The sequence below is a fragment of the Archangium lansingense genome, from assembly GCF_026626635.1.
Taxonomy (GTDB): domain Bacteria; phylum Myxococcota; class Myxococcia; order Myxococcales; family Myxococcaceae; genus Archangium; species Archangium lansingense.
The window spans coordinates 8185547-8202003 of the sequence record NZ_JAPNKA010000001.1; the positions used below are offsets into that span (position 1 = coordinate 8185547).

Annotated in this window: 12 protein-coding genes and 1 pseudogene; 8 read left to right on the forward strand and 5 right to left on the reverse strand. The window is 65.2% G+C overall.

Translation table 11 applies throughout. The annotated features are described in order from the left end of the window. Positions 1-9: 9 nt before the first annotated feature. The 3 genes from OV287_RS32670 to OV287_RS32680 all read right to left on the reverse strand — a co-directional run bounded on the left by OV287_RS32670 (position 10) and on the right by OV287_RS32680 (position 3116). Positions 10-663 (reverse strand): HAD family hydrolase, encoded by a 654-nt coding sequence (locus tag OV287_RS32670; RefSeq protein ID WP_267537959.1) that lies wholly within the window; start codon positions 661-663, stop codon positions 10-12. A 35-nt stretch (positions 664-698) separates the two neighbouring features. Further along, a complete protein-coding gene (locus OV287_RS32675) occupies positions 699-1598 on the reverse strand; it encodes a hypothetical protein (protein ID WP_267537960.1) in 900 nt (299 codons plus the stop codon). A gap of 456 nt (positions 1599-2054) precedes the next feature. Further along, positions 2055-3116, reverse strand: a complete 1062-nt coding sequence (locus tag OV287_RS32680; protein WP_267537961.1) for a hypothetical protein — start codon at positions 3114-3116, stop codon at positions 2055-2057. Between the two features lie 75 nt (positions 3117-3191). Between OV287_RS32680 and OV287_RS32685 the strand changes: the two genes are divergently transcribed. Then, positions 3192-4775 carry an acyl-CoA carboxylase subunit beta gene (locus OV287_RS32685; protein WP_267537962.1) on the forward strand — a complete coding sequence of 528 codons (1584 nt, stop codon included), beginning with the start codon at positions 3192-3194 and terminating at the stop codon, positions 4773-4775. 106 nt (positions 4776-4881) lie between these two features. Here OV287_RS32685 and OV287_RS32690 read toward each other — a convergent pair. Then, a pseudogene (locus OV287_RS32690) lies at positions 4882-5229 on the reverse strand (tyrosine-type recombinase/integrase); the annotation flags it as partial. A 454-nt stretch (positions 5230-5683) separates the two neighbouring features. Between OV287_RS32690 and OV287_RS32695 the strand changes: the two are divergent. The 7 genes from OV287_RS32695 to tnpC all read left to right on the forward strand — a co-directional run bounded on the left by OV287_RS32695 (position 5684) and on the right by tnpC (position 12208). Continuing rightward, entirely contained in the window at positions 5684-6172 is a 489-nt protein-coding gene (locus OV287_RS32695) for a dsDNA nuclease domain-containing protein (RefSeq protein ID WP_267537963.1), read from the forward strand. A 24-nt stretch (positions 6173-6196) separates the two neighbouring features. Continuing rightward, positions 6197-7006 carry a hypothetical protein gene (locus OV287_RS32700; RefSeq protein ID WP_267537964.1) on the forward strand — a complete coding sequence of 270 codons (810 nt, stop codon included), beginning with the start codon at positions 6197-6199 and terminating at the stop codon, positions 7004-7006. After that, positions 7003-7500: a hypothetical protein gene (locus OV287_RS32705; protein ID WP_267537965.1), complete on the forward strand. Its 498-nt coding sequence runs from the start codon at positions 7003-7005 to the stop codon at positions 7498-7500. The genes OV287_RS32700 and OV287_RS32705 overlap by 4 nt, the downstream gene beginning before the upstream one ends. Beyond that, positions 7497-9299: an AAA family ATPase gene (locus tag OV287_RS32710; protein WP_267537966.1), complete on the forward strand. Its 1803-nt coding sequence runs from the start codon at positions 7497-7499 to the stop codon at positions 9297-9299. Before OV287_RS32705 ends, OV287_RS32710 begins: the two co-directional genes overlap by 4 nt. Positions 9300-9758: 459 nt before the next feature. Continuing rightward, a complete protein-coding gene (gene tnpA / locus OV287_RS32715) occupies positions 9759-10136 on the forward strand; it encodes an IS66 family insertion sequence element accessory protein TnpA (protein WP_267535965.1) in 378 nt (125 codons plus the stop codon). Next, on the forward strand, positions 10130-10501 hold the full coding sequence (gene tnpB / locus OV287_RS32720) for an IS66 family insertion sequence element accessory protein TnpB (protein ID WP_267535966.1): 372 nt from the start codon (positions 10130-10132) through the stop codon (positions 10499-10501). Before tnpA ends, tnpB begins: the two co-directional genes overlap by 7 nt. 36 nt (positions 10502-10537) lie before the next feature. Then, positions 10538-12208 carry an IS66 family transposase gene (gene tnpC, locus OV287_RS32725; RefSeq protein ID WP_267537967.1) on the forward strand — a complete coding sequence of 557 codons (1671 nt, stop codon included), beginning with the start codon at positions 10538-10540 and terminating at the stop codon, positions 12206-12208. Between the two features lie 216 nt (positions 12209-12424). On the opposite strand, the gene OV287_RS32730 is transcribed toward tnpC, so the two are convergent. Continuing rightward, positions 12425-15997 (reverse strand): PAS domain-containing protein, encoded by a 3573-nt coding sequence (locus tag OV287_RS32730; protein WP_267537968.1) that lies wholly within the window; start codon positions 15995-15997, stop codon positions 12425-12427. Positions 15998-16457 lie beyond the last annotated feature (460 nt).

Sequence of the window (16457 nt, forward strand, 5' to 3'; positions counted from 1 at the left end):
CTTCAGCCGTCAGGGGTGAGCCCCCTCCAGGGCGGGAAACTCCCGGCCGGAGATCTTCCCGAGCGTCCGCGCCACCGCCGCCAACCGGAGGATGGGCAGGTCCGTCGGAGAGTCGCCGATGGCGAAGACAGGGCGCTCGGAGATGAGCTGGCGGGTCGCCTGGACTTTGCCCTCGCCACAGGTGCAGGGGGGCAGGAGCTCATCGGTCAACCGGCCGTTCTCCGCACAGAGGCGCATGCCGACCACGTGCTCGATGCCCATGCGCGACGCGGCCACGCGCCCGAGCAGCTCGGCAGAGCCCGTGAGAATCCACACCCGATGGCGGCGAGAGAGGGCGCGGGCGAGCTCGACGGTGTGCGGGTTGAGCCGGACCTCGCCGCGCTCGAATACGTCGGTACCAAGGGCCTCCACCTCACCGGGAGTCAAACCCGCGAGGGCCTGGGCGGCCACGTCACCCGCGGCGCACCAGTCGCGAGCGGCCAGGGCCTCATAGGCCCCCCAGGGGTCGGTGGTCCCGAGGAGGGACGCGGCCCGAGCAGGCAACCGGTGCAGAAGCCGGCGCAAAGTGGCCTCGCCGATGTCTCCGACGAGCAGGGTGTTGTCGAGGTCGAAGACGGCGTCTCCGGGCGGCAGGGCATCCAACTGGGCGAGCAGAGCCTTCATGGAGGGGGAGTCTAACCGGATTGGGAATTCCCATCTCAGTGAGAGATGGGCAGCCCCCCCACGCACAAGGTGGCATGGAAGCGCCCGGTTCCCTTGGCGCCGTACTTGGCATTGCAGATCTCGAGCTGGCCGGTCAGCGCCGTCGAGGCCGGAGTGATGGCGCCATCCACGTCCATCCGGTACCCCCAGGCCACCACGTTGACATGGTCATCGGCGAAAGGGAGGCGGCCCGTGAAGCTCCCCGCGGGAGCTGTCTGGTCGAAAGCCGCCGTGAGGTAGGCGTAACCGTTCGGCTGCCCAAAGCAGCCGCGACAGAGCGAGCAGTAGTCGTCAGGGCACCGGTCCGTCTGCAGGTACTGGTTGGCATTGACCAGGGTGTCGCAGAGTTGGGGATCATTCGAGACGATGAGCTGAAACTGCGTGGTTCCACGGACAGGCACGAAGGCGGCGGACACCCAATCAATGGTCCTGGTCGGGGCCTGCGTCACGGAGACACTGCCCTGGGCGGTGCCGGGCGGCAGACCTACCGTGGGCGCCGCCAGGATGGGCGGACAGGAGGACTCGATCCGGCAGCTCGCGCTGCAGCCGTCTCCGTCAACGGTATCGCCTTCATCGCACTCCTCACCCACCTCGAGCCGGTTGTTGCCGCACTGCGGAGCACAAGGACCACAGTCGATCGTCCCGCCACAGCCATTGGGGATGACGCCGCAGGTGGCGCCCGAGGCGGCACAGGTCGTCGGGGTACAACCACAGACATTCGGCGTGCCCCCGCCTCCGCAGGTCCGAGGCGCCGCACACGTGCCGCAGTCGAGCGTTCCGCCACATCCATCCGCGACCGGACCGCAGTCAGCGCCCAGAACGGAGCAGCTCGCTGGAGTGCAGCCGCAGACGTTCTGGCGTCCACGCCCACCACACGTCAGGGGAGCCGTACACACGCCACAATCAAGCACGCCCCCACAGCCATCCGGGAGCGGACCACAGTTGGCGCCCGCGGCGGCACAATCCACTGGGGTGCAACCACAGACGTTTGGCCGCCCGCCCCCGCCACACGTCAGGGGCTCGGTGCAGGTGCCACAATCGAGAGGGGTTCCACAGTTATCGATGACGCCACAGTCCGCGCCCCGCTCGGCGCAGCTCCTGGGGGCGCAACCACAGACATTCGGAGTACCAAAACCACCGCAGGTCTCCGGTGCCGTGCACGTACCGCAATCGAGCATGCCCCCGCATCCATCTGGCACCTGGCCGCAGTTGACCCGAGCCTCGGTGCAGGTCTTGGGTGTGCACCGGGGCCAGGGAATGCAGAAGCACCCGGCACACGCGACAGCGAGTCCTACCGCGGCAAGAGTCAGCAACGCTCGAACTGGCATGGTTCTGCCCCCTCGATTCCTAGACTACGGTGAGCCCGTTCCTGCATCCGAGCCCTCCGCGTGAACCACGCGGAATCGCAGCGCCTGAGTGGCCACGGGCTCCGCGGTCCGCCGTCCCAGGTCATTGGGGACGAACCAGAAGCCTCCTTCATCGTTCACGGCCCACAGCTCGTACTCCCCGACGGGGATGGCCCCGAGCGTGGTCACCACCCTCCCCTTCCCCGGCTCCTGGGTGATCGCCTGGGCGAGTGGAATGACGAAGAGCTGGAGCGACCCAGCGGCGACGGTGACGCTCGGGTCACCCTGCAGGCTTCCGAGGAAGGGCGTCACATCGGGCAGGAGCGGCACGATGACCTGAGCGGGTCGCCCCTGCCTGTCGAGGGGCACGGTCTGTCCGGGCTTGGGAACGAAGCGCAGGAAGAACTGGGGCCACACGTCCACCACGCCATCGCCGTTCACATCATCCGCGGTCCCGTCCCCATCGGCATCCGCGAGCCGAACGAAGAACCGGGGCGGGTCCCCGCGCAGCAATCCAAAATCCTTGCTCCGCACGTTGAGCGAGACAATCGCCGTGGACGAGTCCGTCAGGGTGAACACCCCCTCTGTCCCCTGCTCCACCGCCTGGAACGCGGGGAGCGGGCGGTGCACCCGGCGAGACAGCGAGAGGTCCACCGGCAGCGTCTGCCCCGGCTGCACGTTCAGCTCGACGGAGTCCTCGGGGACCCAATCCCCCGCCCCCGGTTGCGCGAGGACGTCCACGGTGAGGTCCACGTCGCCATTGGCATCGAGGAAGCCCCACAACCGGTACACGTCCGGGCCCACCCCAGAGAAGCCGAAGCGCGCATCCCCGGCGGCGAGGCGTATCTCGGGGACGGCAGCCACGTACCTGGGCTCGCCCCGCTGCTCGGGAGGAGCCTCGTCCGGGGCGAACAGGAACAGGAACGCATTGCCCACGGGGGGACCGGCCAGCGCCACACGGCCCTCGACACGGGCTTCGCGCCGGGGCTCCGACGAGGGAGGCACTGAACAGCCGGCGAGCACGAACCCGAGGGCCGGGGCGAGGGCACGAAGGACGATGGAAGACACGGCCCCACTCTATCCTTCCGGGGGTGCTCGCTGCTCTGGCAAGGTAGCGTCCCGACTCTCCTGGGAGATCGCGCCATGAAGATGAAGGACCGGGTGGAGAAGCTAGAGGAGCAGCGCCGCCGCAACGAGGGCATGGGCGGGCCGGAGCGCATCGAGCGCCAGCACGCCAAGGGCAAGCTGACGGCGCGCGAGCGCCTGAAACGGCTCTTCGACGAGAACACCTTCGAGGAGATGGGACTGCTGGCAGGAGCCGAGGGCAATCTCCCCGAGGAGGAGGATGCAGGCAAACCCTCCCCGGCGGACGGAGTCATCACGGGCGTGGGAGAGGTCGACGGCCGGCCGGTGGCGGCAGCCATCTATGACTTCACGGTGTTCGGCGGCTCCATCGGCACGGTGGGCGAGCGCAAGGTGGCGCGGCTGAGAGACCTGGCGCTGAAGAACCGAATCCCGATGGTGTGGCTGGTGGACTCGGCGGGGGCGCGGCTGGAGGCGGGGGGCGAGGTAGACCCTCGGCGCCTGGCGAGCTTCGCGGACACGGGGTACCTCTTCCGCGAGCAGGTGGTCATGAGCGGAGTGGTGCCGCAGGTGGCGGCGATGGTGGGCCCCGGAGCGGCGGGCACGGCCTACATCCCGGCGCTGGCGGACTTCGTGCCGATGGTGAAGGGCACGAGCTCCATCGCCATCGGCGGCCCGTACCTGGTGGAGTCGGTGGTAGGCGAGAAGGTGACGGAGGAGGAGCTGGGCGGCTCGAAGGTGCACAACGAGCTCTCCGGCGTGGCGGACGCCGAGTACGCGGACGACGCGGCGTGCCTCACGGCCATCCGCGAGTACCTGGGCTTCTTCCCGGCGAACTGCGAGGAGAAACCGCCGCGCAGACAGTCCTCGGACCCGTTCGACCGGAGGGACGATGACCTGCTGAAGGTAGTGCCGGACAGCCCGAGACAGGCGTTCGACATGCACAAGGTCATCCTGTCGCTGGTGGATGACCGGAAGTTCTTCCCGCTCAAGCCGAGGTTCGCGCGCAACATCATCACGGGGCTGGCGAGGATTGACGGCTGGCCGGTAGGAATCGTGGCGAACAACTCGATGTACCTGGGGGGCATCCTGGACGTGAACGCGTCGGACAAGGCGGCGCGCTTCATCAACCTGTGCGATGCCTTCAACATCCCGCTGGTGTTCCTGCAGGACGTGCCGGGCTTCATGGTGGGCACGAAGGTAGAGCAGCAGGGCATCATCCGGCATGGGGCGAAGATGATGTACGCGGTGGCGAGCGCCACGGTGCCCAAGCTGACGGTGGTGGTGCGCAAGGGCTACGGCGCGGGCTACTACGTGATGAACGGCCGGGCCTTCGAGCCGGACCTGCTGATTGCCTGGCCTGGAGCTGAGATTGGAGTAATGGGCCCCGAGGGCATCGTGTCCATCGCGGCGCGCAAGCTCCTGCAGAGCGCAGAGAGCCCCGAGGCCGCCGAGGCGATGAAGAAAGAGCTGGCCGACGGCCTGCGCCAGCACATCCGCATCGAGCGCACGGCGGCCATGGCCATGGTGGATGACGTGGTGGATCCTCGCGACACCCGGCGGCTGCTGGCGAGAGCCCTCAAGCGCACCGCCAACAAGAAGGTGGAGCGCCCCTTCCGCCGCCGGGAGATCTCCCCGGTGTAGTGGCCGCGCCCCGACGGGTTCGAATCCCGTCGGGGACAACCCGAGAAGCCCAGCAATCGCAAAGGGTTGCTGGGCTTTTCTTTTGCCCCCGGTTCCTCATGTACCCTTAGTGTGCCCCTCCGGCGTCTCTGCCCGGGGCGGCGTGGAACTGGGGCACGGGCCGGTCAAGCTGCTGCACCGCGCTCTCCCGGGCCTCTGGCGCGAGGTGGGCATACCGCATGGTCATCTCGATGGTCGCATGCCCCATCAGTTCCCTGATGACCTTGAGCGGGATGCCCCTCATGGCGAGGTGGCGGCCGTAGGTATGGCGCAGGTCGTGCCAGGTGATGCACCCCTGCTCGCGCGTGATGCCCGCTCGGCTCAGTGCCCGCTCTCGCCGGTGCTCCGTCATCCCAGCGGTGAGCGGCTGGCCGTCCTCCTGGCAGAACACGTAAGGGACGCGCAGGTGGCGGTGTCCCCCGGTGGTGGAGGGCTTGCGGCGCCGAGCGGGGCGGGTTGCGATGGCTGTCGCCCTCGATGACCAGGGCGTGGGCTTGGTGGAGCAGCCGGTCCCTGGGCAGCTCTGATCATCAGCGAGGCGCCGAAGAGTGGCGTCTCGCGTCTCTCCGTCATCTGCTCCTTCCTCGTCTCTGCCTCAAGCTCCACGCTCGCCTCCTTCGTACCTGCTTTGGGGGAACACAGGTGACAGGGTTGGCGCCGACCCACATTGAAGTGCGGTTCTCCGGCCCTTCATTGCCCCTAGATTTCAGGCTACTCTCTGCGACTACATGGGTACATGTGGGGGCTCACATCATGGCGAGATTGAGTACTAGATATTCGTCGAAAGCACGCAACGCATTGACGCGCAGTCTTGCCGCTGCGACGGCAGCGATTCGCCATGGCAGGCTCCCCACTTCCCCAATCGCACGATGACCCCACCCAAAAAGCTTGGCGAGGTTCTTCCGCGAGAGCAAATAGGCGCCGTCACTGGCGGCCTCTATGAGTATCAGTATCAGCAAGCAGCCGGAGCCTGCCTAACCATTCTAGAAGATGCGGAAACGCACTGCGTCTTCTGCGAGTGGCACGACGACTATGTCGTCGAGAAGCACACGCCGAACCACGTGATCTATGGCTTCCACCAAGTCAAGACGCGTTCTGCATCTCAGGGGCCTTGGAAAATGAGGCAACTGTTTGGCCTCGGCAAGCCGAAACAGAGCGGCAAGAAGGGCACTCCCGCCAAGGTGCCACCAGCTGCCCCTGACAGCATTATCGCCAAGATGATGGAGCACCAAAGCAACTTCACGACGTCATGCAAGCACGTTGTTCTAGGAGCTTGTCGGAGAATCGCCGAAAAACGACTCCTACATACCAACCATAGCGGTGTGTTTGAGTCGCACTACCCCTCATGTAGTGGGTAGCCGAGGTATTCCGACAGGCTCCTAGTGACCAACGCAGGCATCGAATCAGACGTCAAGACGCTGTTAGAAGACATCAGCAGTGTCACCCATCAATCCAGTCTCGCCGGGGATTCAGCCCAGTGGTTTAAAGAAATCGTTGAGGCATTCTCTCAAACGTTTCCCACCACAACCGCCGATGCGATATTCGGATTTCTTACAATTCTAAGCATCCAGCCAGAGGTGGGGCACTCGACAAATCTAAATCTTAATTATTTTGAACTCGCCGACAAGATTCTAAAGCTCAGTGAGATTGACTTAAAGATCTCCGAGGCAATTAGCATTGGACGTGAACTTGTAGACATCGTGAAGCAAAAGTCACACGCTACACATGCCGTAGTTCCAATCACCGAAGACACCCTGCGGGCATCCAAGGGGGTAACTGCAAAAGATGTTTTGCACGTACTGAGCCTTTCTGCGGATGCATACAACATACTCAAGAAGCACGAAGGCCAGGCGCTACTCACCCTCTCAAGACTTCACCGACTATGCAAACGCAGCGGCGTATCGGAAAACCTGATTAGCCAATTCTGTGAATTGAAGGCGGAGTGGGATGTCTGGTATAGAACCGCACAGCACGAAGGAGATCTGATCGAGTTTCTCAGCCTTCGCGATGAATGCAACAAGCTACTTGCCGCACATGCAGCAAGAGCAATTGACTTCCCACTCCTGGCAAAGTCCGCTGCCGACTTGGCAGATAAGTATCGTCCCCAGCTGACAACATCTGTTCCTATAAACAAGAAACTCGTTCTGGGGCACATACTTGCATTGGCTGCAGAGACAGGAGCTAACCTATGAGCACATACGAAGACCTGATTGAGCAGGCTGCGCAGGCGGGAGTCCAGCTCAACATCAGGGATGAGTCGCAGCGGGGCTCCGAGCAACCCGACAAGCCCCTACGCCATCAGTCGCCTGCGGAAATCATCTTCCATACTCCAATCATCGCACTTGCCATTCTGATAGTCTCGTTCTCAGAAAAGGTCTTCCATACCGGCGAACTCAGTCGCTGGACAGCCAATGTACTCGCACAACTTTGCTACGGATCCACTAAGACAGCCAGTGCACTTGAGTGGTCCATTATCCTGCACGCCAGATGCGCGGAAGCCCTCGTCTTTCTGGAGAACGCATCGCTTGCAACCGTTTCAACCACCGACAAGCGTATCACCATCTCCTCAACAGGAAGAGAGTTCATACGAGAAAGACTGAAGAGCACGGAGGATATCGGCCAACTGCTTAGGGCTCTGCTCCGAGCGCATTCATTCGTGCAAGCCAGGGGCTTTACACTTCTATGAGCCGTCTACTCAATTCTTTTACCTACAAGGCGCGTAGTGACGATTCCTGGGAGACCGCCAAGTTTGAACTTGGTGAGGCCCTCACAGTTCTCAAAGGCCCAAACGGCTCGGGCAAGACCCCGCTAATCAAAGGTCTGATCTTTGGGCTGGGATATCCTGTCGAACTTCCGCCGGATGTTCGCGCCAACTTCGTGTCAACCGAGTTAGCTCTCAACCATGGCGGAACAACCTACCTTATAACCAGGGAGATTGATGACGACTTCCGAATTAGAGTATCGGAGAAAGGCGCATCAACCTCCACTGAGTTCCGGAACGAAAGAGACTATTCGTTATGGCTTTTGAACGCTCTGTCAATGCCGGCAGTGCAACTCACCGACAAAGGGGGCAACGCAACAATTCCTTATATTAGCGTCTTGGCACCTGGATTCTATGTTGATCAGGATCTTGGCTGGCGTAGCCTTTATGCCCCACAGAGGAATAAGGTATTCATCAAGGACCAGGAGCAGGAGGTGCTACGGGTGCTTCTCGGCGCTCCACCCAAGAATCCATATCGAAACACTGAAGAATTCAACGATGCCAAGCGAGAGTTTGAACTAATTGAAGGCCAAGTGGCCCTGCGCGGCAGGCTCCTCGAAAAGCAGCGGAAGGACAAGGGCAACGATGAGGTTGCAAACCTTGAGGCGAAGAAAGCCCGACTAAGCACAGAACTCGCTGCATACAACACCGGCATCGAGTCGATACAAAGTAGCCTTGGCAGATTTGATCTCGCCATTACAGAGCAGACCGAAGTTTGCAATAAGCTCCAATCTGAGATCTCTGCCCTTGAAGGCAGACAACGCCGCCTAGCGGCGGCATCGAGCGAGATCGCATCGGAAACGCAACTAGTATGGCTAAATTCTATCGCGGCCGATGCGTTTCGCACGTTCTGTGGCCAAGGAAACTGCGGGCTCTTCAAGAATTCGGAAGAGTCCTTCGGGCGCCGCCTGCTATACCTTAAAGATCAAATCAAAGACATTGAGAACGCATCCAGCAGCATCACCAAGACAATTTCCCTGCGCCGAGAAGCTCATTCGACTGAGACCACAAAACTCAAGAATCTATTTTCCGAGAAAGAGAAGGCTAGCCAGTCCTCCGGCTCCAAAAATATTCTCGACTCAATTGAATCTATTACTAAGTCGCTGACTGATATTTCGCTTCGTCTTGAGGCTCTCAAGGCCATCGAGAGCGAGGAATTGACATTCGAACGACTGCTCGAACAGCGAGAGCAACTGCGGCTCCGCGTCGAGAATTCAAGGCCGACGCGCCGTTCGTCTTCTGGGTCAACATCCGACATTCGGAGTAAACTTAGGGACAACCTGATTAACTGGCTATCTATACTCCAGACTCCAAACCTCACAGGGCCAGCCATTATTGATGAAGACTTTCGACTCTTCTTTGGAGAACACAGATTTACGGAGTCTTCATTTCAGGGAGGGAGCACTCGCACGAGGATCGTCTTGGCATTTCATGCCGCCGTTCTCCAGACATCCCTGCAGGCTGGAGGCAACCATCCAGGGTTGCTTATTTTTGATGCGCCAAAGCAGCATGAGCTTAACGAGCAACACTTGGCGGCCTACCTCAAAGCGCTGAGGGGCCTTTCAGCTCAAGGCAAGCGGCCTGCCCAGATTGTCTTTTCCGTTTCCGATTTGACATTGGCGTTTGGCGAACAAGATGCGTCGTGGCAGCCGGATTATGGCTCTACAGCGGAGCCGCGTTTCTTCGGGAGAACAGGTACCAAACGTGTGCCGCCCGCAAAGTAGTACACCCGCCAAGTGCCTCCAGCCACGCTACCGTCAGTCTCCCTTGTGCTTCGCGTGAGCCCTGGTAGGCCGGAGCACGTAGACCGAAGAACTCTAGCCGCTCACGTCCGTGAGTGGCTCGACGTGGTTAGGTCGAATGTGCCCTCAGTGTGCCCTTCCAGCGTGGTTTGATGCGGCACTCCCGGGAACGGCGTGGGATGGGGCGGGATGACGAACCCGAGGGAAATCAAGGCGATAGCAGGTAACAGCGCGTCCTGCTTGGGGTTTGCTATCGCCCTGCCCACGGGTTCGAATTCCGTCGGGGACAACCTGGAAGGCCCAGCAATCTCAAGGGGTTGCTGGGCTTTTCCTTTGCGCTCCTTCTTCGGCTCCTCCTCCTTCGCGGCGTAAGCGCTCGGCGGACCACACCTTCCGCGTGAGGGAGGAGGCGTTCAGCGTCGCGTTCCAGGAGGTGTAGACATGGGACGCAACACGGAAAGAGTGGACGCAACGCTGGCGAGGGCCGCGGCAAGCAACTACTGGACGGAGGCCGAAGCGCAGGCGGTGCTCGAGGCATACGAGGTGAGCGGGTTGTCGGTGGCGGAGTTCGCCCGCCGCCATGGGCTGGGTCCACAGCGGCTGAGGTGGTGGAAGAAGCGACGGGCCGAGGAGGCGGCCCCGGGGCTCGCGTTCGTCCCGGTGCACGTCGCGGCGCCGCCGTCGCCAGAAGCACAGCGGGCACCGGGCGCAGCCAGCATGGAGGTGCTGCTGGCCAGGGGCCGACGCATCCGGGTGGAGCCCGGCTTCGACGCGGGCTCGCTGGCGCGGCTGGTGAGGGCGCTGGAGGAAGCATGCTGACGCTGCCCTCCTCGGTGCGCATCCACCTGGCATGCCAGCCCGTCGACATGCGCAAGTCCTTCGATGGGCTCTCCATGCTGGCGCGGCAGGTACTGCGAGAGGACCCCTTGAGTGGACACCTCTTCGTCTTCTTCAACCGCACGCGCGACATGGTGAAGGTGCTGTGGTGGCACTCGGGCGGCTTCTGCCTCTTCTCCAAGCGCCTGGAGAAGGGCAGCTTCCGCCTGCCGCGTCCGCTGGCCGAGGATAGCTCCGCCCTCACCCTGGAGGCGGTGGAGCTCACGCTGCTGCTGGAGGGGATTGATTTGAAGGCCAGCGTCCGGCGGCCTCGCTGGCAGCCCCCACCTCTGAAGTCGGCTGCGTGAGAATACCTCTTGCGTCCTGGGGCCGGCTCATGGCTCATGTCCCGGGACATGAGCGGCGCGGCTCCCGGCAAGAAGATGACGGACGTACACGGCGTGGCGGCACTGCTGCGCACGCTGCTGGCCGAGGGCCAGGACGAGCAGGTGATTGAGCTGGTGTTGGGCCTGCTCTCGCAGTTGGTGGAGAAGAACACCGAGTTGGAGTTGCGGCTGCGCAAGGCGATGCGCCAGCGGTTTGGCCGCACTAGCGAGAAGCTATCAGCCGAGCAACTGTCGCTGTTCCTGGAGCAACTGGGCCAGGAGAACGCCGGGGCCCAAGAGGCGGCGGCGCCTGATGCCGGGGACGCATGCGTCGCGGCGGGCTCCACGCAGCCCTCCAAGCCACCACACAAGGAGTCGCGAAAGAAGGAGCGCAAGGGGCACGGGCGCCGCCCGCTCCCCTCCAGCCTGCCGCGCGAGCAGCGCGTCCACCAGCCCCCGCCCGAGGCGCTGCGGTGCGAGGCATGCGGGCGGGACAAGACGTGCTGTGGCGAGGAGAAGAGCGAGACATTGGAGTGGGTGCCCGGCCACTTCAAGGTGATTGAGGAGGTACGGCCCAAGTACGCCTGCCGGCCGTGTGGCGACGGGCTGGTGGTGGCTCCTCCCGCCGACAGGGTGATTGAGGGCGGATTGCCGGGTGCTGGCCTGGTGGCCCACGTCCTCGTGTCCAAATTCAAGGACCACCTGCCGCTGCACCGGCTGAGCGGCATCTACGCGCGCCATGGCGTGCAGCTGCGTACCTCGACGCTCTCGGACTGGGTGGCCGCGGGCGCCGACACCCTCCAGCCGCTGGCCCGGGAGGTGGCCCGGCGGGCGCTGGCCTCGCACGTGCTGCAGAGCGACGACACGCACCTGAAGGTGCTCGACAGGGAGCACCCCAACGGCCTCAAGCGCGGGCACATGTGGGTGTACCTGGGGGACACCACCTGGGCGGCCTTCGTCTACACGCCGGACTGGAAGGAAGAAGGGCCCCTGTCCTTCCTGGACAAGCGTGAGGGCTGGCTGCTGGTGGACGGGTACAAGGGCTACGACAAGCTGTTTACCCGCCAGGGCGCCACCGCGGTGGAGGTGGGATGCTGGAGCCATGCCCGTCGCTACTTCGTCGAGGCCTTGGACGCCGGTGACACACGAGCGGCGCTGCCGCTCTCGCTCATCGGCCGGCTCTTCGAGGTGGAGCGCGAAGCCGACGAGCAGCGGGTGGACGAGGCCGAGAGGCTGCGCAGGCGCGACGCGCTCTCACGCGCTGTCACGGAGCAACTGGGGCGCTGGGTGGCCGAAACCTACAACCGGGAGCCGCCGAAGAGTCCGCTGGCGCAGGCGTGCCGCTACGCCATCAACCAGTGGAAGTCGCTGACGCGCTTCATGGAGGACGCGCGCCTGCCGCTGCACAACAACGCCTCGGAGCTGCGGCTGCGGGAGATTGCCGTCGGCAGGAAGAACTACCTGTTCGCCGGCAGCGACGCGGGAGCCGAGCGCGCCGCGTGCGTGTACACGCTGGTGGCCACGTGCGTGCTGGCCGGGGTGGAGCCGTGGGCGTACCTGGCTGACGTGCTGGAGAAGCTCGCCCAGGGCTGGCCGCAGCGCCGTCTCGAGGAACTGCTGCCGCCCATGTGGAAGGCCGCGCGCACGGCTGCCGCCCAGACGCCCTCCACCTCTTCTGCCGTGACCTGAGCATCGCCCATCCCCGTCGGCAGACCGGCGGGCGGCGCACCCGTTATCACATCTGCGCCGCCCCCCTGCACCGCTCCGCCGAGTGGATACTTCGCGGCCAAGGACGGGCTCTCCTCCTCCGGCTCCCCTTCGCCCCTGCTTGGAACGAGGAGATGCGTATCGCCTGCGAGGACCAATTTGGTTCTTGGCGGACCAAGAGCGCCCATTGGGGCGGAGCTACCGCGGGCCCGGGTGCCGCGGCAGGCGCACGGTGAAGGTGGTGCCCTCCTCCAGCGTGGAGCGCACTTCGATGCCCCCGTCATGGGCGAGGACGATCTGCCGGGTGATGAAGAGGCCCAGACCGAGGCTGCCCTGACGCGCGCCGGCCCCGGGCCCGCGCCGGTAGGGCTCGAAGAGGTTCGCCATGAGCTCCGGTGGGATGGCGCGCCCCGCGTTCTCGTTGTGCACCTCGAGCAGGAGGCTCGAGCCCTCGCTCCGGGTGGACACCCGCACGGGCGTGCCCGCCGGACTGTGCTGGAGCGCATTGCCCACCAGGTTGGTTACCACCTGGGCCAACCGGTCCCCATCCCACTCGCCTCGCCCCTCCCCGCTGGAGTGGAACGCGATGTACCGGTCGGGATGGGCGCTGCGCACCTCCTTCACTACCCGCAGGACATGCTCGTGGAAGTCCAGGGGCTCGTGGTGGACGGGGATGCCCCGCATGCGTGCCTGGTTGAAGTCGAGCAGGTCTCGAATCATCCGGCTGGCCCGGTCCGACGCCGCGCGGATGCGGCCGGCGGCCTGGGCGGTGCGCTCGTCCACGTCCCCGCGCTTGAGCAGGCTCGTGGCCGACAGGCTGATGGCGTTGAGGGGGGTGCGCAGGTCGTGGCTGACGATGGCCACCACGTCCTCGCGCACCCGGATGGCTTCCTGGGCTTGCTGGTAGAGGCGCGCGTTATCGAGCGCCATGGCCGCGCGATCGGCCACGCCCCGGGCCACCTCCTGGTTCGTCATGGCGCACGTGGCGCGGGGCTGGATCCAGGCGAAGGAGATGAGGCCGAGCTTGCGGCCCCGGGCCACCAGCGGGACGAGGAGGAGGGACCTCAAGCCGAGCGCCTCCAGCAGGGCCCGATACTCCGGGTCGCCGGCGAGGGCCTCCAGCCGCTCGGGGGAGGGCTCCGGCTCGGCCAGGGGCACGCCGCTCTCCAGCACTCGCAGCAGCGCGCTGGAGCGGCCCAGCGGGAGGGGAGACGGCATCGAGCGGCGGATGAGGGCCTGGCGCTCGGGCTCGCGTGCCGCCACCTCCAGCCGCTGCAACTGCCCGTCCTCTCCCAGCAGATCCACCAGGCAGTAGTCGGCCAGATGGGACACCACGAGCGAGGCGAGGCTCTTGAGGGTGGTGTGCACGTCGAGAGATTGGGACAGCAGCGTGCCCACTTGGACGAACAGGGCCTGGGCCTCCTCGGCGTGCTTGCGCGCGGTGATGTCGCGCACGATGCAGGTGAAGAAGCGTCCCTGCGACAGGCGGGTCTCGCTGACGGAGAGCTCCAGGGGGAAGAGGCTCCCGTCCTTGCGGCGGCCCCGCACCTCGCGCCCGCCGCCGAGCGGCTTGTGGGCCCCCGGTGGGAGCAGGCTGCTCAGGTAGGGCTCGGGCACCAGGTGGCGGATGTCGCGGCCGAGCAGTTGCTCGGGGGGATGGCCGAAGATGCGCACGGTGGCGGGGTTGATGCTCTGGATGACGCCCCACTCGTCGATGGTGAGGATGCCATCCACCGCCGTCTCCAGGATGGCCTGCAGCCGCTGGGCCGTCGCGCGCAGCACCTCCTCGGCCTGCCGCCGCGGGGAGATGTCGCGGGCAATCATGGCGAAGCCTCGCAGGCCCCCCCGCTCGTCACGCAGCGCGGTGAGCAGGACGTCCGCCCAGAACCGGCTGCCGTCCTTGCGCAGCAGGGACACCTCTGTGCGGTACTGCCCCTCGGTGCCGGCGAGCCGCAGCGCCTCCTCGGGGACCCCGGCCACCACGTCTCCGGGGAGGTAGAAGAGGGACATGGGGCGGCCGAGCACCTCCGAGGCCTTCCAGCCCTTGATGCGCTCGGCTCCCGGATTCCAGCTCGTCACCCGGCCCTCGGGGTCGAGCATGAAGATGGCGTAGTCCTCCACGCCCTCCACCAGCAGGCGGAAGCGCTCCTCGGTGGCGTTCTCGGCGCGCCTGCGCTCGGTGATGTCCAGCACCGCGCTGGCCACGAGGATGACCTCGCCGGCCCGGTTGCGCACGGGGGCGTGGTTGAAGAGCCAGTGGTGGACCTCTCCACCCGTGGCGGGGGTGGTGCCCGTCACCTCCTGGCCGAAGACCGGCTGCCCCGTCTCCAGCACCTGGCGGCGGATGGGCACGAGCTGGCCGGCCATGTCGGGAGCGAGCTCGTCCACGGTGCGGCCCAGGATCTGCCCGGTGGGCACGCCGAGGATGTCGGCCAGCATCTGGTTGACGCGCACGTAGCGCAGGTCGCGGTCGAGGAAGGACAGGCCCACCGGGGCGGTGGTGAGCAGGGTATCCAGCAACACCAGGGCCTCCTCCGCCTTGCGGCGCGCGCGCACCAACTCCGTCACCTCCACCCCGTGCACGACGACACCTTCCACCTGGCCATCCGGCGCGTGGATGGGCGTATAGACGAAGTTGAAGAAGGCCTCCTCGGGCGCTCCCCCGCCGGGTGGGGCCACCCACACCGGCGCCTCGTTGCCGCTGACAGGCCCGCCCGTGCGGTAGACGTTGTCGATGAGCTCGCCGTAGCCCTGCTCCACGAACTCGGGAATGGCCTCGCGCAGGGGCTTGCTCACGATGTCCCGGCCGCGGCGCGAGATGACGGCGGGATTGGCCAGGGTGACGATGTGCTCGGGCCCCTTGAACACCAACATCATCACCGACGACAACTGGAAGAGCGCGCCCAGGCGCTCGAATTGGGCCTCGGACTCGCGCAGCAACTGGGCCCGGGCGCTCTCGGCCTCCTTGCGCTCGGTAATGTCCGTGGAGATGCCGCCGATGGCCGCGGGCGAGCCCTCGTCCCCGGGCAGTGGAAACTTCACGGTCAGGTACATGCGCGGCCCCGAGGGACGGTGCACCACCTCCTCGGTGACGCAGGTGTGGCCGGCCAGGACCCGGGCGTCACTGGCTCGGAACGCGTCTGCGGTCTCCTGGGGGAAGAGGGCGAAATCGTCGTGGCCGAGAAGCTCCTCGCGCGAGCGCTCCAACAGCTCCTGCTGGTGGCGGTTGACGACGAAATAGCGGCCCTCGGTGTCCTTGGCGTAGATGGCGGCGGGGGCATGGTCCAACAACTCCTGGAGCCGGACCTCGTTGAGCCGCTGCGCCGCCTCCCGCTGGTAGGTGTACTCGTCCACCGCCTCGGCGATGCCGTGGGAGAAGAAGGCGACGAGCGCCCGGTGCTCGGCCATGGTGACGCGCGCACCCGACTGCTCCACCAGGTCGAGGATGCACTCGTGCAGCAGGCCGTACTCCCGCACCAACACCGCCAGGTCGAAGCCGATGCGCAGGCGCTGGCGGCCGTGCTCCCGGGCCTCGGTGCTCTCCCGCGGTACCGCGGCGGCGCCCCCCTGCCCGGCCCGGTGCAGTGCCGTCGCCAGCTCCCGGAGGTAGTCGCCGATGTGGTCCTCCAGTGCGCCCTGGTCGTGAGGCGCCGGGGCCAGCTCTTCGCTCAGCCGCTCCACCCAGTGCTGCACGAGGTCGTCATGCCGGGCTACCAGCACCTCCACCAACGAGGCCGGCTGGGACTCAGGCCGATGCGTCTCGAGATTCATGGTGGCTTTCCTCCCCCGGCAGTGGAGACAACGGCTCCATCCGATGGAGATAACAGCGCATGGGCGGAGGATTCCCCCAGTGCACCAGCGGGCGGACATGGGAGGGCATCTCCGCTCGTCGTTACCGCCCCGGGGGGCAGGTCCCACACGCCGGGTGACGCGAGGCCTCGGCGGCCCCCTTGCCCGACGGGCGTATAAGAAGGATGGAAGGCCTGTTAAGGGAAATGGCTGGTACAGAGGGGCTGAGGAAGGCCGCTGACGGGTGGCGCCGAGCTGTGCGCCAGGCCGGTGCACAGGCCGTGCAGCTCCCGTTGGGCACAATCCTGCTCAGGCTGCGCTCCCCACAGGGGCCAGGCACAGGGCTTGGGCCTGTGGGCAACTGCGGCCCGGCTCTCAAAACCACGCAACCACCATCCTCTTCATGCGCATCAATCCCATACGCCTCCAGCTCAGTCAGCTC